Source organism: Streptomyces sp. JLBG701 (genome assembly GCF_058544905.1).
The window spans coordinates 5,543,417-5,562,371 of sequence record NZ_CM178588.1; the positions used below are offsets into that span (position 1 = coordinate 5,543,417).

The following is an 18,955-nucleotide window of genomic DNA, read 5'->3' on the forward strand; positions in this document are numbered from 1 at the left end:
GGTGGTTTTCGGCCGACTTTCGGCTGATGTTCGGCTGGCTTCCGGCGGGCTACCGCCTGGCTTCCGACGGTTTTACGCGCCTGCCGCCGCCTTCGCCGCGATGTCCGTCCGGTGCTGGGAGCCGTCCAGGTTGACGCGGGCCACGGCCGCGTACGCGCGCTCGCGGGCCATGGCGAGGTCCTTGCCGGTCGCCGTGACGGAAAGCACACGTCCGCCCGCGCTCACGACCGCGTCGCCGTCCCGCTTGGTGCCGGCGTGCAGGACGTACGCGTCCGGGGCGTCCTGGGCCGCCACCTCGTCGAGGCCGGTGATCGGGTCGCCCGTGCGCGGGGTGCCGGGGTAGTTGTGCGAGGCGATGACCACGGTGACCGCCGCCTCGTCGCTCCAGCGCAGCGGCTCCAGGTCGGCGAGGGTGCCGTTCGCCGAGGCCAGGAGCACGCCGGCGAGCGGGGTCTTCAGGCGGGCGAGGACGACCTGGGTCTCGGGGTCGCCGAAGCGGGCGTTGAACTCGATCACCCGGACACCGCGCGAGGTGATCGCGAGGCCGGCGTAGAGCAGACCGGAGAACGGGGTGCCGCGGCGCCGCATCTCGTCGACGGTCGGCTGGAGGACGGTCTCCATGACCTCTTCCACCAGCTTCGGGTCGGCCCACGGCAGCGGGGAGTACGCGCCCATGCCGCCGGTGTTCGGCCCCTCGTCGCCGTCCAGGGCCCGCTTGAAGTCCTGGGCGGGCTGGAGCGGGACGACCGTCTCGCCGTCGGTGATCGCGAAGAGGGAGACCTCCGGGCCGTCGAGGAACTCCTCGATGACGACCCGGTCGCAGGCGTTGGCGTGCGCCTTCGCGGCCTCGATGTCGCCGGTGACGACCACGCCCTTGCCCGCCGCGAGCCCGTCGTCCTTCACTACGTACGGTGCGCCGAAGGCGTCGAGTGCCTCATCGACCTCGTCGGGATTCGTGCAGACGTACGAGCGCGCCGTCGGAACCCCGGCCCCCGCCATGACCTCCTTGGCGAAAGCCTTGGAGCCCTCCAGCTGCGCGGCCTCCTTGGACGGCCCGAACACCGGGATGCCCACCTCGCGCACGGCGTCGGCGACCCCTGCGACGAGGGGCGCCTCCGGGCCTACGACGACCAGGTCGGCGCCGAGTTCCGTGGCCAGGGCGGATACGGCCTTGCCGTCCAGGGGATCGACCTGGTGCAGCTCGGCGACCTCGGCGATGCCGGCGTTGCCGGGGGCGCAGTGGAGTGCGCTGACCGCTGGGTCGAGGGACATTGAGCGGCACAGGGCGTGTTCGCGGGCGCCGTTACCGATGACGAGGACGTTCACGGGGTCAGGGTAGCTGGCGGATGGCCTTGTCATTTGTGCGGGCTGCTGAGGGGGTGGGGGGAGTGGGGTTGTGGGTTCCTCTGAGGCGGCGCCCGGATGTGGGCGTCGGCTACTCGTTCGAGAACTCCTCCACCACCGTTGCCCCGAGCTCCCGCACGATCAGGTCGTGGCCCGAGAGGGCCGACTCGTCGAGGTCGGGGTCGTCGTCCTCGGGGGTGTCGTCCTCGGGGGCGACCGGGGGTGGTTCCGGGGTGGAGGGCTGAGGTGTGGGGGCCGGGGTGGAGGGTGCCGGGGACTGGACCGGCGGGGCGGCCTGTGAGGGGGACGGTGGGGGCGTGGGCTGGGGCTGCGCCGGGCGCTGTGCGGACGTAGCACCGCCGCCACCGCCGTAGCCACTAGCTGCCGCACCGCCGCCCCCGTAGCCGGAGGGACCGCCGCTCGGGGCGGGTGTCGAGCCGCCGCCCGACGGGTCGATGACCGTCTCGACCTTCCACTGGACGTTGAACTGCTCGGCCAGCGACTGGCGTAGTACGTCCTCGCTGCCGCTGCTGGCGAAGTTGTCGCGCGCGCCCGCGTTGACGAAGCCGAGCTGGAGGGTCGTGCCGTCGAAACCTGCCACGTGGGCGTTCTGGCTGAGCAGGATCCAGGTGAAGCGGCGGCGGTTCTTCACCGCCTCCAGGATGTTGGGCCAGAGCATGCGGGGGTCGAGGCCACCGCTCGGGGGCGCGGACATGGCGGGAGGGGGTGTTGCGGCTGGTGTGGGTGTGGGGGCGCTCTGTGCCAGGGCGGTGGGCGCGGTTGGTGGCTGGACGCCGCCTGCGGGGGCTGCCGTGGGCCAGCCGCCGGGGCGTCGGCCGCTGCCCGCGGCCGTCGCGGTGGGCCAGGATCCGGGGGCCTGCGCGGCTGCGGGGGCCGGCGGGGAGGCCTGGGGTTGGGGCTCGTGTTGAGGCTGTTGGGGCTGGGGCTGGGGCTGGGGTGACTGGAACTGGTTGGCGGCTGCAGGAGCGGCGATCGGGGCCGCGCCCTGGTCCATCGGCATGGGTGCGACGGGCGGCGCACTGGCCGCCGTAGCGCTCCCGCTCGCAGGGGCGCCCCCACCTCCCGCACCCGATCCCCGTACCGCGGCCCGGGCCGCTGCGACTCCGCCTCCCGGCGGAACGGGCGCGCCCCCGTGCACCTCGGGACCGGGCACATATCCCATCGCGGGGGCGGCGCCACCGCCGGAGAAGTTGACGCCGCGCTCCAGCCGGTCCAGGCGGGCCATGACGGACCGCTCGTCCCCGTATGCCGCGGGGAGCATCACGCGCGCGCAGATGAGTTCGAGCTGGAGTCGGGGCGAGTTGGCGCCCCGCATCTCGGTGAGGCCTTGGTTGACGAGGTCGGCGGCTCGGCTGAGTTCGGCGGCGCCGAAGACGCCGGCCTGGGCCTGCATGCGTTCGATGACGTCGGAGGGGGCGTCGATGAGCCCCTTCTCGGCCGCGTCGGGAACGGCGGCGAGGATCACGAGGTCCCGCAGCCGCTCCAGCAGGTCGGTGACGAAGCGGCGCGGATCGTTGCCGCCCTCGATCACCCGGTCGACGACCTCGAAGGCGGCGGCCCCGTCCCCCGAGGCGAACGCCTCGACGACGGAGTCGAGCAGCGAACCGTCCGTGTACCCGAGGAGCGAGGTGGCCATGGCGTACGTCACACCGTCGGCACGGGCGCCAGCGAGCAGCTGGTCCATGACGGACATGGAGTCACGCACGGAACCGGCGCCGGAGCGCACGACGAGCGGCAGCACCCCGTCCTCGACGGGAATGCCCTCGCGCCCGCAGACCTCACCCAGGTACTCGCGCAGAGTCCCGGGCGGCACGAGCCGGAACGGATAGTGATGGGTCCTGGACCGGATCGTCCCGATGACCTTCTCGGGCTCGGTGGTGGCGAAGATGAACTTGAGGTGCTCCGGCGGCTCCTCGACGACCTTCAGCAGCGCGTTGAAGCCGGCCGACGTGACCATGTGGGCCTCGTCGATGATGTAGATCTTGTAGCGGCTGCCGGCCGGCCCGAAGAACGCCTTCTCGCGCAGCTCACGGGCGTCGTCCACACCACCATGCGACGCGGCGTCGATCTCGATGACGTCGATGGAACCGGGCCCGTTCCGAGCGAGATCCTGGCACGACTGGCACTCCCCGCAGGGCGTCGGCGTAGGGCCTTGCTCACAGTTCAGACACCGGGCCAGGATCCGCGCGCTGGTCGTCTTGCCACACCCTCGCGGACCGCTGAACAGGTACGCGTGATTGACCCGGTTGTTCCGCAGCGCCTGCTGCAGCGGGTCGGTTACATGCTCCTGCCCGATGACCTCGGCGAACGACTCCGGGCGATAGCGGCGGTACAGCGCGAGAGACGACACGCATACGAGGTTATAGGCGCCCACTGACAACCCGCCCCGCCCAAGGCCTCCCGAGACCCTTCCCGATCCCCTCCCGGCCCCGGGAACGCAAGCGCCCCCCACGCACCCGCCAGAGCCAACCTACCCTTGCTGCCTTCCGGCCCTGGGGGAGTTCAGTCAGATAGCGCCACGTGAGGGGCTCCGCACACAGTACCCGATGGTGAGGGGCCGGAACGAGTTCGCGAGCACTCCTCAACGTCTTGTATTGTTTGCGGCGGAGGATTCGCCTAGAGGCCTAGGGCGCACGCTTGGAAAGCGTGTTGGGGGCAACCCCTCACGAGTTCGAATCTCGTATCCTCCGCCAGTGCCTCACCGGGCACGATCAAGGTAGCCCTGATCTGCGATTACGTGGATCAGGGCTTCTTTGCTCTCACGGGTCCTCGTGCTGCGGCTCACTGTCCGCAGGTCGCTACGCAAGACGCTTCGGTAACCGGCACTTGTCTAGCGGCCCAGCACGAGGAGCCAGCAGACACATGGCAGCACGCAATCCACTGCGCGCACAGACGCGCGTCAGGAGCGCCGACACTCGCTCTGCACAGACACAGACGCACGCGCTCTCACCGGCGCCTGTGCGCAGCGTCAGGAGCGCTGAGGACGTACGCACGTCGCTGATCGCAGAGCTTGAGTTGCATCTCAGCACGACCACGAACAAGCAAGGTCGCCCCTTCCAGCGCCGGACGATCAACGCGTACAAGTACGCGGCTGTCCAGCTCGGGCACTGGCTGTCCCGATCTCCGCAGATCAACGCGGTGGGTGTGGGAGTCTCCAGCTTCACCGACGTGGATACCGCCACGCTCAACCGCTACTTCCGCTGGTACTACGAGACCCACGACGTGCCCAAGAGCCAGGACGGCAAGGGCGGGTACACAGGCGGGACCAACACCACTCAGCGCAACCTACGTGCGCTGTTCGTCTACCTCTCCGAGGAGTACGACCACCCGAACCCGTACGACGACCCGAAGCTCCAGCGCTACGCCACGCCTCCGATGGGCAAGCCCAAGACGCTGTCCGAGGAGTTCGTGAGCGACTGCCTCAAGATCACCGAGTGGGGGCCGCGTCCCGGCAACAAGGACTTCCACGCCGTCCGTGATCACGCGATCCTGCGTGTGCTGACTGAGGGCCTGCGCTCCGACGAGGTGCTGAACCTCCGCGTCATCGACCTGGACCTACGCGCTGGCACTCTCGTGGTCGTCCCGATCAAGATGGACCGGAACAGCACAGACGGCCGTGTGATCCCGCTCCAGCCCAAGACGGTCAAGGCACTGACCCGCTATCTCCGCGTGCGCGCACTGCACCGCCGTGCCGACGACGAATGGCTATGGCTCGGGACACGCAACCGCTCACGTCTCCTGTACGCGGGTCTGCACCGCATGACCAAGCGGCGAGCCGAGGAAGCTGGGTACGACCCCGCCGCAGTCTCGCCCCACTCCTTCTGTCACACGTGGGCCGACGACCTCAAGGCCAAGGGCGTGAGCGGCGAGCACATCATGGCCATCCGAGGCTGGCGCTCACCCGCGATGCTGCGCAGGTACGGGGCAGACATGGCGAGCCAGCGCGCGGTCACCGCAGTGCAGAACCTCGGCGACAGGTACTGACCAGGCACACCTAGTCGGTGGGTGTGGAACGGAGATGTTCCACACCCACCTCTTCCTGGTCGGCTCGCGTCACCCTCGCGTGGTCGGTGACGACACGGCGGAACAGGTCGTGACCCGTCCGGCCCGTGTGACGGAGCGCCCAGTCCTGGGCGTCGTTCTGCTCACCCTGCGGGCCGCTGTCCTCGCCGCACTCGTGGGCGGTACAGAAGATCTCGAACGTGTACCCACCCTCGGGTGCGTGGTTGATCGTGTGGTCTACGAAGCGGTACACGGCTCGGGTCACAGGACGGCTCCAGTGCTCTGTGCGTTGGCTCGCTTGACCTTGAGGGACAGCACTTCCTCTGGACTCAGTGGCTCCACGTATTCCGGGGACACCTCCCACTCACGACCGCCGCCGAACGGGCGCAGCATGAAGTAGGGGCCAGCCTTACCCATGAACTCGCCGACGCGTCCTCTGGCTGTGTCTCGCACCAGGGCGCCCGGTGGGGGGAGTTCGGTCACGGCGCTGTCCCCTTCGCATCGTCCGTAATGCGACAACGCTAGGAACGCGGGCGTCTCAACTAGAAGGAGGTTCTACGAGATTGCACGAGCGTTCACCCGAGGGAGTCCATGGCCGCTGTGATCAGGGCGCGGGCATCCGCTCCGTAGACCGCCAACTCGGCTAGCTCGGCGAAGGTTTCGGCGTACATGGCTACCTCGCTCGGCTGCGTGATCGTGAGGTACCCAGAGACCAACTCGACGTTGACCTGTGCCGCGTCGTACAGCCAGAACCCTTCGACAGGCCAGCGGGCACGATCCGGCCGCATGGGCACAACTCCCATGCTCACGTTGGGAAGTGACCCGATGGTGATCAGGTGGCCAAGCTGCCCGACCATGACCTCTGAGCCGCCGATGCCAGACCGCAGAACCGACTCCTCGACCAGGAACGCGAAGCGGCGGTCACCTTGGTACAGGACCCGCTGACGCTCCATGCGCGCCTCTACCGCGTCGGCCACATCGTCCACGAGGCCGCGCCGCTGCTGGATCGCTCGCAGCGCCGCAGTGGTGTACGCGTGCGTCTGGATCATGCCCGGTACGAGCCATGACGAGTACGAACGGAACCGGTGGGTGCGCTCGTACAGAGGCAGCCTGGCTTCCTGCGCCTGCCGGAGGCCGGCGCGTTCCATGCGCCGCCACTCAATCCAGGTGCCCTCGACCGCGCGGAGGGAGGCAATGAGGTCTTCCGTCCGGTCTTCCGCGCCGCACGCAGCGCACCACGCCCGGATGTCGTCGGCGGACGGAGGCGTACGGGCGTTCTCGATGCGGGACGACTTGGAGGCGTGCCAGCCACAGAGGCGGGCGATGTCACGCCCGGTGAGCCCAGCATCCCGGCGGATCTCGCCGAGACGATCGGCGAGAACCTGCCGGGCCTGCTGGACACTCGATGATGCGGAAAGTGCCATGGGGGGTGTGGGTCAGACCGGCCTGTACTCCTCGTGCGTGATGGCTCGTTCCCAGGCCGCTTCGTACGCCGCCGCGTACTGCTTGGCCAACGCGGGATCGTTGAGGACTTCCATGCGCGGGTCAGTCCACTGACCGTCTCCGCTGAAGTGGTGGAGGATCACGGTCTGTTCGTCCATGACCCAGCCATCCAGCGCAGGCAACAGAAGGTCGCGGGCGCGCGAGCGAGGCAGCCAGCGCACGTCTTCACCCGCTGCCACGTTGGTGAACGTGCCGTCGTACTCGTACCGGACGTAGTCGCTCAGCGGCTCGGAGACGACGCGGAGCCGCCGCATGACCACGCCCCGGCCGGTCGTCTCGGCGACGACGTCCAGCCATGACCGCCACCACGACTCACGGTCGTTCGGGTCGTAGCGGTGTCCTTCCTGCCAGCGGATGAACTCCGGGTCGTCCAGCATGTAGCCGTCCCGCATCTCAAGGTGCATCGCGGAGCGCTGAGCCTTCGCCAGCTCCTCACGTACTGCTGTTGCCACCGTTGACCTCACTGTCCGGGCGCGGGATGAACTGGAGCATGTTGGCTGGAAGCCTGATCACGGTCTCGTGGTCGGGCACGTCGGTCGAGTGGCCAGGAACCGAGCCGACCTCCTGCGCCTGCTGGATCGTTGCCTCGTCGGCCTTCCACGACTGGATGATCAGGTCCCCCGTCGTGTCGTCCAGCCAGATGGTTGGCGAGCCGTCGTCCGGGGTGTTGGGCCAGATGCCCAGGAACTGTAGGGCCATTGCGCGCTCCTCTACCGAGTCGGTTGCACAGGTGTGCACGAGCGTCGCCCGCACGGCTGAGGAGCGTCAAGACCGCGAAGCTCAGGGGGGTGTGGAACGTACACTGCCCAGACGAGAGCCCCGGTCACTTACCCTGACCGGGGCTCTCTCCTATCGGCGCTGGCTCAGATCACCACGGCGTGATCATGTCCCACACCAGCCGGTACATCGTGGTGATTCCGTCCCACCCGAGCACGGTGCAGACGACGGTCAGCCACACGGTAACGAGTCCCGCGACGAGCCAGGCGAAGTGACGGCGCTGAGAGATCGGGCGGCAGTCACGGCAGATCGGGTCTTCCTCGAATGTGCGCGGGGCGGGTACCAGGTTTTCACCGCACGAGGTGCAGGAGACCCACGTCTTTCCCCGTTGGGCGATGTAGCGGAATCGTCGGGTGTGCTTTCCCATGTCGCTCTCGCTTTCGCGTAGTTGGTGCGTACACGGGAGACGCTAAGAACGCACGGCTCCGCGTCCGAAGGGTCGCGCCTGGATTCCTAGGTGGATCGTGACCTTGGCAACGCTGCCAATTACCGCTAGCCACATGGGCAGATAACGAGTCACCACGGAGTCCAGCGATATCCCTTGGGTTCGCTTGCTGCGCTTGGGAGTGTCGTCCTGTCAGCAAGACCGCGACGAACACGAGGAGTTCAAATGACCCGCGAGCGTTTCTCTCACGCAGCCTGCACCCACCCCTCCACGAAGGCCGGGCGTGCCGGATGCCGTAAGGCAATGCGAGCCGCAGCACTCGGCGAGAACGCGGCAAAGCCCACTGCGCAGAAGGCGGGTGTGGCACAGGCCGAGACCGAGCCGACCACTGCTCCCGAGAAGACCGAGACGGCTCCCGCTGCCGGGCCTGTCGAGATCACCCGCGAGACGTGGAAGGAGCACAAGGGCCAGGCTGCGAGCGTCTACGTGAAGGGCGTTGACGAGCCTTTCGCCGCTCAGGGTGTGACCGGCTGGAGCATCAAGTTCCTCCAGTTCACCGACGCCGAGGGTAAGCGTCAGCAGATCCCCGCCAGCACCATCGAGCGCGTTACCGTCTGACGCTCCGAACTCAGCAGAGAAGGGCCCGACGCATTCAGCGTCAGGGCCCTTTCTCATGGACGCGCCGGCACGCGCTGACCAGCGCGGATGTCTCACGAGAGCGGAAAGCGCTGTGCGCGCGTCTGACGAGATCGGTTGCTGAGTGCGTCTCTTCTTTCGCTCGCACTCTGCTGGGAGCCTAGAGACGTCGTACAGCGCTCCTAACGCACAAGAGAGCGCGTGACGTTCGCTCGCACACATCAGTACGCTTCCCAAATCTTGCCGTGCCGCAAGAGAGAGCGCATGGCTTCCGTGACGTCTCCGGGTGGCTCACCGGGGAACGCCGAGCGAACCGACATCCAAGTGAATGGCTGCTGTTCTCGGTTCGCCCTCATGTGCCCGTACACGTCCCACGCGAGACTCGATAGCGGGGGCTTATCGATGGGCCCGCCCACGCGCCGCGAGCGGGCCCTCCCGCCTGGAATCCTTGGGAGCTGGGGTAGTAGCTCCCCGCCGTTCCCCTTGCGCGTCTTTCGGCGGCAGGCAGCGCGAGCAACCTTGGTGTTCTCGTGGTCACAGTGGGCGTGAGGACGGTCGACGTTATCCACCCGGTATAGGGCGCTATAGATCCGGCTCATAACTATTGGCCCCAGTAGTTCGCGCGCCGGGGCCTGCTCCTCGGAAGCGGGGCGTACGAATCGCTTGGCTCAGCTCCCTTGTCGAGATCTTCGAGGGGCGGCGCGTCGGAAGGCTTGGCGGCCTGGAGGGTGTGGGAGTCGTCGTTCCACACCAACCGACGCTGAGCGCGGAGTGAAGCCACGGCGGCCTGTACGACTCCGAGGGTATAGGCCCGGCCGCTGCGTTTCATGCGTGCTCGTAGCTCGCCGGGTGTAATGCCGTCCGGGTATTCCTCGGCGATGACTTGGAGAATGCACTCCCGTTGATTCTCTGCTCGGTTCATGCAATTCAGATTACGCGAGAATTGTCAAGTAGGGAATTGCCACTTTCTTGAATTCGCGATATTCTCGATATCGAGGAATTGAAAGGGGGCGAGAGTGGCAAAAGAAGTCAGCGGCTTGGCTAAGGAAGCGACCGACTGCTATGCCTCATGGATCCAAGGGCGCAGCGTCGGCGATATCGCGGAAATGAAGGGGTTGACACCCGCCCAGGTGGAACTCCGGATTTCCCGTGCTCGGACGAGCAGGGCCGAGGTGACTGGTAGCGATGTACTCACGGATGTGAGCGCCACTCTCGATGACGTGATCCGACGCAGTTACGAGCTCCTGGAGTGGGAGCAGGAACTCAAGATGACGGATCACCTCGCCGTCCTGGAACTCATCACGGATACCGCGATGAAGAAGGCAGAGCTTTACGGCCTCGTGACTGGAGAGTCCGATGGCTGACATACCCGAGGGCTACGGCGAAGCCGTCCCGGAATTCGAGGAGACGGAATGACCGACGACATGGCCGCCCGGCTCATGGCCAAGATGCGCGGCACCCGTGAGGATGCGCCCGAGGAGCCCAGGCTGGACCCGACCACCGTCGCGCTCATGGAGCAGGCGAGCCGGGGCAGCGTGGACTACAGCAGTGTCCACGAGGCCAACGCGAAGGGTCAGGCCGAGTTCGAGCGGGCCGTCCGTAGGCGTGCTGCGGAGCTCCGACGCGGCAGTCCCCTGGACACCCGCGACCTGGAAGGCGTCGCCCGTCAGCAGCTCCAGCGGGAAGCTCAGGCGCGTTCGGAGGTCGCCTCTCGTCGCGCCACTTACGACGCGATGCGCGAGAACACCCGCCGCGAGGGTGAGTCCACGTCGACCGCTTCCCTCCGCGAGGACATCCGACAGGCGACCATCCAGCGGCGCGAGAGGGCGGACGCGCTCCTGGTCGCCAGGCTGCAAGCCATCACCGGCGCGTACCGCACCGCCTGAGCCGGCCGTTTGCACCACCCACGTATCACCACCTATCCATAGGCCCGTTCACGCCGTGGGCGGGACTCACTGAAAGGACAGCCACCATGGCTACTGCATCCATCGACACCACCGAGTTGGAGACCGTCGTCGGCTGGCTCATCGAAGGCCAGGCCCGCAAGGTCCGTGGCATGGCGCTCTACAACGCCATCCGTGTGAAGAACGGCAAGGCTGCTGTGCCTACCGTTCAGATCCTCGACCACAACGCCGCCGCCGCCAACATCGCCGCCGTCCTCGCCGACGTCAACGCGGCTTCCTGAGACCGGCTGGTGCGGAGTAGGAGCCTGAACCCTCCGGGCTCCGGGGCTTTCCAGAGGGCGGCTCCGCGCCAGCCTTCAACTCCCAGTGGGCTAGCTGGGATTCCCGGAAAGTGTGGCCGGGAAACGAGCGGGGGGTGTGGTACGCGGGTCTTCTCCCTTCTACCCGTACCACACCCCCCGTTCTGCATATCCGAATCCGCGGGAGGTGAGCCGTGACCAAGAAGAAGAACAAGGCATTCAAGCGGCTCAAGGCCACGAAGAAGCCGACAGAGGATGCCGCGCTGCGGAAGGTCTACCCGCTGGCTGAGGCTCTGCTAGACGCCCTGGAATCGAGGAGCGAGACGTGACCCAGATCCGTAATGGAGACCTGCGTATCAGTGGCAGGCTCAAGGCGGGAAATGTCGCCCAAGGATATGTGACCATCACTCCCACCGCGAACACTCCCACTTCTGTGGCCGTTTCCGGGCTCAACCTTCAGGGTGCTGGCTCGGTGGTCGCCCTGTGTGCCTCGGTCACCTCACTGCCGAACACGGACGTCCTGGAGTCCAGCATCTCGTCGCCGACCTCGACCGGCATGACCGTGTGGACGTACCGCGACAACACGGAGTCCACCAAGGTCGCCTGGTTCATGTGGAGGAAGAGGACATGACCACCACCATCAACGATGACCTGGTCGTAGCCGGGGCCATCTCCGCTGCCAACATCATCTTCGGTGCGGTCACGATCTCGCCCCAGGTGAACACCGCCACGGCGTCTGAGGTGAAGCTCAACCAGCCAGACACGAACGAACCGGTGGTCCTGCTGTGTGCCCACTCGGGCTTCCCGTGGACTCGTGTCCGTGAAGTCGGCTTCCGCTTCTCGACACCGACCGGGTTCACCGCATACATCTTCCGGACCAGTGACGCAGATACGACAGTCCATTGGTTGTCGTGGCAACCCGCTCTGATCTGACCTTTGGAGCGTGGCTTTTCCGTCATGTAGCTTTGAGTGGAAATCAACCAAGCTCTAGCGAGAAAGGTAAAGGACTCACTAGATGAGTGCTGACTGCCTCGATAGTTAGTGCACGGTTGTGTCCGCCTCAGACGTGCGGAAGATGTATGCGGTGAATAGGTTTCGGGGGTGATGTCCCGGAACCAGAGAAACCCCCGGCACACGAGCCTCGGAAACGAGGGCCGGGGGTTTCTTTTTGGCATTTCCTAATGAAAGCCGTGGTGGCCGATGAGCGCCGTTGACCTTGACCTGGATTCACAGGTTCTCGACTTCCTTCGGGAGCGTGGAGAATGCGCCCCGGATGACATCGCCCGTAAGTTCTTCGCGGGGGATCTCAGCGCCACGGCACGGCGTCTTGCCGACCTGAAGACAGAAGGAAGAGCCCGCTCTCTCTGGTACGGACTCCAGGTCGGCATTCGATGGGTGGATACCGATGCTCGCCGTTGACGTTGACCTGGAGATAGCGCGCTGGGTCCTCGACTACATCCGCGAGAAGGGAAGCGTCCTGGAGCCGGATGTGGTGCGGGAGTTCTTCCCCGACGACCCGGATACGGCCAGCGCATATCTCGACTTCCTGAAGAACGGGCGGGCCATCTACCGCTCACATCGGTTGGGGAGGGGCTACTGCTGGTTCCCGGTAAGTGACGGCAATCCCGCCGACTCCCAAGAGAAGCAATTCCGCTCCCGCTGGGGACAGTTCATGGATGGCGAGGTTTACGAACTGACGGCCGAGGAGATCCGGGAACTCACCGGCGAGAACACCACACCCCACCAGTTCGAGCGTCGCCTACGGGCCCACGCCAGTAACTACGGCCTCAAGTGCTCGGCCAAGTCGACCGAGAACGGCATCCGGTTCGCCATGGGTAATAGCGCCGACATGGACTCCGAGGTGTCCGACTACCTCCCTCGGGAGGTCGCGGCGCGGGACGGCTGGGGAAGTCGAAGAGCCGCCGTCCTGTCCACTACCGATAAGCGGGGCCAGACCAGCCACGCGACATGTACTCACCCCGCCACGAAGGCAGAGCGGATTAAGTGCCGCAAGGCCCGCGCCGCCCAGGCCGACGCCTAATCGCTCTGTGCGCTTCTCGGCGCCTCTCACGTCTCGCGTGTCTCTCTCCTGTCGGCGAGCACTGCTCAGCGCCTTACAGGCGCTTCTGAGCGCCCTAATCACGCATCTGCACTGCGCACGTCACACGCGCGTGCGCTGAGCTGCCGACACGTGTTCCACACCGCCCCGTTGCTCGTTCGTGAGCCGTAGCGGTCGCTGCTCTGTGAGGTGACAGAAAAACTGTCATCTGTACCTCAGTACTCATACGCGTATGAAGGCTAAGTGCACGTGACAGAAAATCTGTCACCTCTGCTGGCTGACGCACGTCACGCGAGACGGGGCGGTGTGGCACAGATCACTCGAAAATCCGCGACGCCCTGACCTGCGCGGCTAACGATCGTTAACGACCACGTGACACTTTCTCGATTACCGAGCGTGACGACTGCAACTTGCCAGCATGAGTGCGGCTCGGTTCAATCCCACCTCAAGCGCACCTCAGAAGCGTGATCAAAACGTTATCCACGTTGATCATCGAGCTATTAGCCACGCCTTTTTCATGCTGCGTAAAGTCGTTGTTGTCAGCGCGAATTGCGCAGAAAGGAGGAGCCGACTATGGCCCAGCAGGTGGATAAGTCCCGCCTCGCACACGAGAGGTCCAAGTACCCGTTCTGGGAATGGGACGACAGTAAGGTCTGGGCAGCAAAGCGCGGAGAGGACTTCGACGTGGAGCCCAAGGCATTCCTTGCCGCCGCCCGTGCGTATGCCAAGAAGAACGACCTCCGGCTCCGGCACAAGGTCGAGGATCAGACGGTGGTCGTGTTCCAGTTCCTTCCCGTCCCTAGTGGTGGCCAGGAATGAGCGCCGTGGATGACTTCCTGTTCGAGGCCAGCAAGGACCCGCGAGTGAGGACGCGGCTCCGGGAAGAGCTGGAAAACCTCGATGAGGGCCAACTGGGGCGAATGCGGGAACTCCAGCGCCTCGGCGGCCATGCATTCATCGTCGCCGACATCAGCGACCTGGAAGGCGAAGAGGCATACGCGTTCGCGGAAGTGCACCGCGCCTAACCGCCATCGAGAGTGAGGGCATTAGTGGAACCGAGGGAGGAATGGGAACCATGAGCAATGCAGAACCCCGAGCACCAGAAGAGCAAATGCCCCAAGTGCGGAGCAGGGCGAGGCGAACCGTGCAGGAAGCGTGACGGGGACATCGCCGCGAAGGTTCATTACGGCCGACCGTTCTGGTCGGCGAAGGTGGGCAAGCCCCGCGAGAGGGCGTGGCGGTAATGGAGCAGCGGCCAGACCCGTCGGAGATTCTGAGGCGGATGGAACAGAAGCTCGACCGGCACCTCGGCAAGTGACCAACGAAAAGGCCCCGTGCTGGCGCGAATTCAGCACGGGGCCTTTGAGAAAGGAAAGGAACCGCTGTGAGCGTAACACGCTCTTCTGAGGCGCGGGAAACGGAGATTCGGCAATTCCTCGCGTCGCTCTATGGTGAGGATTACGCGGATCTCCGCTTTACCGTCGTGGTCGCTGAGCGACTGGACGACGGCACCGAGAACGGGCGGTTGGACTGGGCCGGGCGCATGACCTACTGCCTCCGCCTGACGGACGAGAACATTGCCAAGATCGTCCGCGTGTCCAACCGCGACGGCATGGAGGTCTTCTTCACCCCGGTGCCTCGCAGCGCCAAGGGTGACCCGTCGGCAGAGAACGCCGGCGTGCCTCGCACCGTGTACGCCGACGTAGACAAGAGCGCCCTTCCGGCTCGTACGCTCGCCTGGCTGCGCGGTCTCGGAGCCTGCCTCGTGCGCTCGGGCGGTGTGGTACTGACCGAGTCCGGCAAGGAAGTCCCGCGCTACCACGTGCACTTGCCGCTGGACGTCACGCGTTCCACACCCGCCCATCACGAGGTCGAACAGCTCAACCAGGCGTTGTCCAAGCGTCTCGGTGGGGACAGCAAGACCAGCGTGGGCGTGATCCTTCGCCTGCCTGGCACGCGGAACTGGAAGCCGGTGAACCGCGACGCGGACGGCATCGGTCGTCTCGTGTCTGTCGAGACGTACGCGAGTCAGCGTGTGAGCGTCCCTGACGCTGCCTCAGCGCTCGGTACGGCGCTTCTGGATGCGAGCGAGTATCAGCGTGCGTCTGTCGCCGTAGAGAGCGCCGTAAGCGCCGCTGAGACGTTCAAGAAGCACAGGGCCGCTCGGCCGCTTCTCCGCAAGGCCAACCAGATGTTCGAGGCCGGGAACCACGGGAGGCGGCACACGCTCGCCGCCGGTCTCGTCAGGGACCTGTGGAAGCGGGGGATCACCGAACCTGAGGCGCTGGGTGTGGTGCTGGGTCTCGGAGTCGAGGACAGCCCGACGCCTGGGTGCCTGGCCGCTCACGACAAGTGGACGCCTGCGCAGATCGCCGCCGACGTGGCGCGGGTGTACGCGAAGGCGGAGCGCGAGGCCGAGACGGTGGCCGTGGGGGATCGAACCGAGGGAGACAGAACCGAGGAAGAGCAGAGCGGCCCGCTCGGGCAAGCGGGCCGCTCCGATGAGTCCTCACCTACGCGGCAAAACGAGAAAGGACGCTCACTCGTGGACGAGACTAGCGCGATATCTGCGGCTCCCGAGTCGCGGTTTGGGACCGCGTATTGGGACCAGCAGCAGAAGCGGTTGGACATCACCGCCGAGGTTCGGCACGTCCACTTCGCCGAGTTCGTAGCCGACCAGTGCGGGCGGGAACTGAGGCACGTCCAGGGCGTCGGCTGGTTCAAGTGGAACGGGAAGTACTGGGAGGCGACCGGCGACCTTCGAGCCGCCTACCAGGCTGTGACGGACGCGTCGGGCGCTCTCATCCGGCGCGCTGCCGACAACCCTTCGGATCTCGCGTGGTGCGTGCCCGCGTCCAACAAGATGTTGGTCAACGACGTGCGCCGGAAGATCGTGGCCGAGATGGCGGTGCTTCCCCAGCTCCACGCGACCGTGGATGAGATGGACGCGAAGCGGCACCTCCTGACGTTCCGCAACGGCACCGTGGATCTCCGCACGGGTGAGCTTGTGCCACACCGCCCTGAGCACATGCTGACCCAGTGCACCCAGGTCGACTACAAGCCCGAGGCCGAGTGCCCCCGCTGGCTGCGCTTCGTGGAAGAGATCTTCCCGGGTGACGCGGAGCTCCAGCGGTACTACCAGACGTGGATCGGCATGTCCGTGACCGGCGAGGTCAAGGATCACGTCCTGGGTGTCTGGTACGGCGACTTCGGCCGGAACGGCAAGGGCGTGACGGTGCGCACCCTCCAGAAGGTGTTCGGCCCTCGGATCATCCGAGAGGTGCCGTTCTCCATGTTCGAGAACGTCAGGGGACAGCAGCCGCACACGGAGCTGGTGGCGGGTCTGCGTGGCGCTCGGATGGTCGTTGCGCAGGAGGGCAACGAGGGCACCCCGATGAACACCGCGCTTCTCAAGAACTTCAGCGGCGGGGACCGGATCAGCACGCGGCACCTGCACGGCAAGCAATTCGACTTTGAGCCCACGTTCACCCTGGTCCTCGTGACCAACAACCTGCCCCAGTTCTCGGCGGGTGGTGCCGCTCTCTGGGCGCGTACCAAGGCCATCCACTTCGGGGTGTCGTTCGCTGGCCGCACTGACCCCGAGCTGGAGCCGACGATCCAGGGCACGGAGGCCGAGGGCGTCGCCGCATGGGTTGTGCGCGGAGCCGTGAGCTACTACCAGAAGGGCCTGAAGGACGCTGAGAGCGTCGTCAAGGCCACGGAGCACCACAAGGAGCGAGTGGACCCGCTTCGGCTTCTCATCGGCGACCTGTTCGAGTTCGTGGAGGGTCACCGTGTCCAGCGCGGCGAGTTCAACGCCCAGTTGAAGAAGTGGCGGGGCCATAACGAGGTCAAGGCCGGGCTTTACACGCCCATGTGGGTCAAGGACAGACTCCTTTCCACGGGGCAGGTGACCGAGAGCCGTAGCGGCAAGCTCGGGGTCATGTTCGAGGGTGTGAGGCTCACCGCTCAGTACGGCGGCAGCGACCTGGGAGACGATCTCAGGGTGTATGCCGAGCAGATGGACAAGCTGCACGAACTGTGACCTGATCCGCGCTGAGACGGCGGGCGCTGAGAGGGTGAGCGCTCGCCGTTTCGCGTGCCTGGTGGCTACTCACGAGTACCGTACCGTGACAAAAAAACTGTCATCTGAGGGTTCTTCTCTAACGCGTATAAGAGCTACCTACAGGTGACAATTTTTCTGTCACTACATAGGAACTCGCGAGTAACTTACGGACGGGTGACGCTGAGAGCGGGCGGCGGTGGACGGGCTAGAGAGACGCGGGCACCTGAGCCATTGGGGCCTAGGGCGCAACGCTTGGAGGAGCGGGTGAGCGTAGCGAGACCGAGCCGTACGGCTACGGCTAGCGGATGCATAGTCAGAGGACAGACCGCGTCATCGGCTGGCTGGTGTGGTACAACCCCCCGTTGCTTAGTAAGTCGACCTAGTCCTTAAGGGCCTGCAACGCGTTCTAGTTTTGAGTCCCAACCTGGCCAGGAGTGCGCTCGACGACGTGACCCTTTTCGAAACGGAACAGGCATGTCCTAGCCCACGCTAGACAAGTCGCTCCGGTACCCGGGACCGCCTTGACCCGGCGCATTTCCGCAGGTCAGACTAGGTGCGTCGCAGCATTTGGACGATACGCTTGGAAAGCGTGTTGGGGGCAACCCCTCACGAGTTCGAATCTCGTATCCTCCGCCAGTGCCTCACCGGGCACGATGTCGAAGGGGCCCGCTGCTTGCAGCGGGCCCCTTCGTCGTTCTCCGTCTCACTTTCCGTCTCAGTTGGTCTTCGGGAGCTCCCACAGCGCATCGCCGACTTGCTGCGCGACCTTGCGGAGCATGGTCCCCGTCACGTGCATGTACCGAGCGCGCATCCGGGCCGCTCCCCCGGGCTCCCAACCCATGATCGAGTCGATCACTACGTCTGGGACGCCGAGGATCAGGAGGACGGTCGCGGCGGTGTGGCGAGCGTCGTGGAGACGGCCGTTTCGTACGCCTGCGTCCTTCAGTAGCCGCTTCCAGGTGTGGAAGTCGGTGTTCGGGCTCAGCGGTCCGCCGATCGGCGAGGCGAAGACGTACCCCTTGCCCTCCCATTCCGTACCGGCCGCGATCCGCTCCCGTTCCTGCGCCTCCTGGTGCTGGCGGAGAATCTTGATCAGCGGATCGGGCAGGCCGATGGTGCGCCGTCCGGCTCGGGATTTAGTGGACTTGTGCTCGCGACGGGTCTGCTCCTTCTTGGGGCAGTAGCCCGCCTTCCGGCCACACGGGTTGGCACCGCAGCCGTGCGCGTACTTGGGACGCAGCCGGTTCTTACGAATGCGGACGTACCCAGAGGCAAGGTCGACGTCTTCCCAGTGCAGGCCGAGCGCCTCACCCTGCCGAAGGCCGAGCGCCAGGGCGACGACCCACCGCGCGCTGTTGCGGAGCTTGGCCGCTTCGACGAGGAGGCTCTGAACCTCCTCGATCGTGTAAGGCTCGATGTCCTCCTCTTCGAGGCGGGGAGCCTTGGCGATCTCAGCTGCATTGGTGACGACATGCCCGCGTCGCACGGCCTCACCGAGAGCGACCCGAATTGTGCGGTGAGCGTGGTGGGCGGTGCCGGCGGAGCTCCCAGACTCCTGCATCTTCCGGTAGAAGCGTTCGAGGCGCTCGGGCTCCAGCCGGTCGAGCTTGTGAGCGCCCAGGCCGGGGACGAGGTGAACGCGTACATCGACCTCGTACCCGTCGTACGTGTTCTCGGAGACGTACGGCTTGGCGATGTTCTCGACCCAGTGCTCAAGCCAGCTCTGGACGGTCCAGCCCTTGCCCGGCTTCCGGAGCTTCTTGGCGTCCCGGGCCCGCTCCATCTCGCGGACAGCCTTGGTCACCTCGGACTTTGTCTTCCGCTCGACGTGACGGCGGTCGGGCTTGCCGTCATCACGGACGCCGACGGTCACCCGGCCGTGCCACTTTCCGTCCTTGCCGAAGTAGATGGACGAGGCCCCGTTGGGCTGACGGGTGCGCTTGTTCTCTGGCATGTCCG

The 18,955-nt window shown here is 65.8% G+C and carries 21 protein-coding genes, 1 tRNA gene and 1 other RNA gene; 13 read left to right on the top strand and 10 right to left on the bottom strand.

All coding sequences use genetic code 11. From position 1 onward, the window contains the following. Window positions 1–72 precede the first annotated feature (72 nt). From purD to ffs, 3 genes are all read right to left on the bottom strand, one after another. Window positions 73–1,326: a phosphoribosylamine--glycine ligase gene (gene purD / locus AC5DRG_RS25465; protein ID WP_491812942.1), complete on the bottom strand. Its 1,254-nt coding sequence runs from the start codon at window positions 1,324–1,326 to the stop codon at window positions 73–75. 109 nt (window positions 1,327–1,435) lie between these two features. Continuing rightward, window positions 1,436–3,715, bottom strand: coding sequence for a DNA polymerase III subunit gamma and tau (locus AC5DRG_RS25470; RefSeq protein ID WP_491801739.1), 2,280 nt, complete (start codon window positions 3,713–3,715; stop codon window positions 1,436–1,438). 84 nt (window positions 3,716–3,799) lie between these two features. Then, window positions 3,800–3,898: signal recognition particle sRNA small type (gene ffs, locus AC5DRG_RS25475), an RNA gene on the bottom strand. Window positions 3,899–3,970: 72 nt separating this feature from the next. On the opposite strand from ffs, the gene AC5DRG_RS25480 reads away from it, so the two are divergent. Further along, window positions 3,971–4,058, top strand: a tRNA-Ser gene (locus AC5DRG_RS25480). Window positions 4,059–4,323: 265 nt separating this feature from the next. Beyond that, window positions 4,324–5,349, top strand: coding sequence for a tyrosine-type recombinase/integrase (locus AC5DRG_RS25485; protein WP_491801740.1), 1,026 nt, complete (start codon window positions 4,324–4,326; stop codon window positions 5,347–5,349). Between the two features lie 10 nt (window positions 5,350–5,359). On the opposite strand, the gene AC5DRG_RS25490 is transcribed toward AC5DRG_RS25485, so the two are convergent. The 5 genes from AC5DRG_RS25490 to AC5DRG_RS25510 all read right to left on the bottom strand — a co-directional run bounded on the left by AC5DRG_RS25490 (window position 5,360) and on the right by AC5DRG_RS25510 (window position 8,014). Continuing rightward, complete coding sequence (locus AC5DRG_RS25490; RefSeq protein ID WP_491801741.1) at window positions 5,360–5,632, bottom strand: DUF7848 domain-containing protein; 273 nt, start codon at window positions 5,630–5,632, stop codon at window positions 5,360–5,362. Window positions 5,633–5,942: 310 nt separating this feature from the next. Next, window positions 5,943–6,791, bottom strand: coding sequence for a helix-turn-helix domain-containing protein (locus AC5DRG_RS25495; protein ID WP_491801742.1), 849 nt, complete (start codon window positions 6,789–6,791; stop codon window positions 5,943–5,945). Window positions 6,792–6,803: 12 nt separating this feature from the next. Further along, window positions 6,804–7,322 (bottom strand): DUF6879 family protein, encoded by a 519-nt coding sequence (locus AC5DRG_RS25500; RefSeq protein WP_491801743.1) that lies wholly within the window; start codon window positions 7,320–7,322, stop codon window positions 6,804–6,806. Then, window positions 7,303–7,569 carry a hypothetical protein gene (locus AC5DRG_RS25505; protein ID WP_491801745.1) on the bottom strand — a complete coding sequence of 89 codons (267 nt, stop codon included), beginning with the start codon at window positions 7,567–7,569 and terminating at the stop codon, window positions 7,303–7,305. The genes AC5DRG_RS25500 and AC5DRG_RS25505 overlap by 20 nt, the downstream gene beginning before the upstream one ends. Before the next feature lie 169 nt (window positions 7,570–7,738). Continuing rightward, entirely contained in the window at window positions 7,739–8,014 is a 276-nt protein-coding gene (locus AC5DRG_RS25510; RefSeq protein ID WP_491801747.1) for a hypothetical protein, read from the bottom strand. 243 nt (window positions 8,015–8,257) lie between these two features. Here AC5DRG_RS25510 and AC5DRG_RS25515 point away from each other — a divergent pair, with 243 nt between their 5' ends. The 5 genes from AC5DRG_RS25515 to AC5DRG_RS25535 all read left to right on the top strand — a co-directional run bounded on the left by AC5DRG_RS25515 (window position 8,258) and on the right by AC5DRG_RS25535 (window position 11,200). Next, complete coding sequence (locus tag AC5DRG_RS25515; RefSeq protein WP_491801748.1) at window positions 8,258–8,650, top strand: hypothetical protein; 393 nt, start codon at window positions 8,258–8,260, stop codon at window positions 8,648–8,650. Window positions 8,651–9,684: 1,034 nt separating this feature from the next. Then, a complete protein-coding gene (locus AC5DRG_RS25520; RefSeq protein WP_491801749.1) occupies window positions 9,685–10,032 on the top strand; it encodes a hypothetical protein in 348 nt (115 codons plus the stop codon). Between the two features lie 48 nt (window positions 10,033–10,080). After that, window positions 10,081–10,554: a hypothetical protein gene (locus AC5DRG_RS25525; protein WP_491801750.1), complete on the top strand. Its 474-nt coding sequence runs from the start codon at window positions 10,081–10,083 to the stop codon at window positions 10,552–10,554. 86 nt (window positions 10,555–10,640) lie between these two features. Then, complete coding sequence (locus tag AC5DRG_RS25530; RefSeq protein WP_491801751.1) at window positions 10,641–10,853, top strand: hypothetical protein; 213 nt, start codon at window positions 10,641–10,643, stop codon at window positions 10,851–10,853. Window positions 10,854–11,065: 212 nt separating this feature from the next. Continuing rightward, window positions 11,066–11,200 (top strand): hypothetical protein, encoded by a 135-nt coding sequence (locus AC5DRG_RS25535; RefSeq protein WP_491801752.1) that lies wholly within the window; start codon window positions 11,066–11,068, stop codon window positions 11,198–11,200. A 127-nt stretch (window positions 11,201–11,327) separates the two neighbouring features. On the opposite strand, the gene AC5DRG_RS25540 is transcribed toward AC5DRG_RS25535, so the two are convergent. After that, entirely contained in the window at window positions 11,328–11,483 is a 156-nt protein-coding gene (locus AC5DRG_RS25540; protein WP_491801753.1) for a hypothetical protein, read from the bottom strand. A 15-nt stretch (window positions 11,484–11,498) separates the two neighbouring features. Here AC5DRG_RS25540 and AC5DRG_RS25545 point away from each other — a divergent pair, with 15 nt between their 5' ends. The 6 genes from AC5DRG_RS25545 (at window position 11,499) to AC5DRG_RS25570 (ending at window position 16,975) form a co-directional block, all read left to right on the top strand. Then, complete coding sequence (locus tag AC5DRG_RS25545) at window positions 11,499–11,804, top strand: hypothetical protein (protein WP_491801754.1); 306 nt, start codon at window positions 11,499–11,501, stop codon at window positions 11,802–11,804. 472 nt (window positions 11,805–12,276) lie between these two features. After that, a complete protein-coding gene (locus tag AC5DRG_RS25550) occupies window positions 12,277–12,912 on the top strand; it encodes a hypothetical protein (protein WP_491801755.1) in 636 nt (211 codons plus the stop codon). Between the two features lie 591 nt (window positions 12,913–13,503). Continuing rightward, the gene (locus tag AC5DRG_RS25555) at window positions 13,504–13,749 is read left to right on the top strand and encodes a hypothetical protein (protein WP_491801756.1); all 246 of its coding nucleotides are present in this window, start codon (window positions 13,504–13,506) and stop codon (window positions 13,747–13,749) included. Next, window positions 13,746–13,955 (top strand): hypothetical protein, encoded by a 210-nt coding sequence (locus AC5DRG_RS25560; protein ID WP_491801757.1) that lies wholly within the window; start codon window positions 13,746–13,748, stop codon window positions 13,953–13,955. The genes AC5DRG_RS25555 and AC5DRG_RS25560 overlap by 4 nt, the downstream gene beginning before the upstream one ends. A 57-nt stretch (window positions 13,956–14,012) precedes the next feature. After that, window positions 14,013–14,174, top strand: a complete 162-nt coding sequence (locus AC5DRG_RS25565) for a zinc finger domain-containing protein (protein WP_456340574.1) — start codon at window positions 14,013–14,015, stop codon at window positions 14,172–14,174. A 140-nt stretch (window positions 14,175–14,314) separates the two neighbouring features. Further along, entirely contained in the window at window positions 14,315–16,975 is a 2,661-nt protein-coding gene (locus AC5DRG_RS25570; protein WP_491801758.1) for a DNA primase family protein, read from the top strand. Window positions 16,976–17,711: 736 nt separating this feature from the next. On the opposite strand, the gene AC5DRG_RS25575 is transcribed toward AC5DRG_RS25570, so the two are convergent. Next, window positions 17,712–18,950 carry a tyrosine-type recombinase/integrase gene (locus AC5DRG_RS25575; protein ID WP_491801759.1) on the bottom strand — a complete coding sequence of 413 codons (1,239 nt, stop codon included), beginning with the start codon at window positions 18,948–18,950 and terminating at the stop codon, window positions 17,712–17,714. Between the last annotated feature and the right edge of the window lie 5 nt (window positions 18,951–18,955).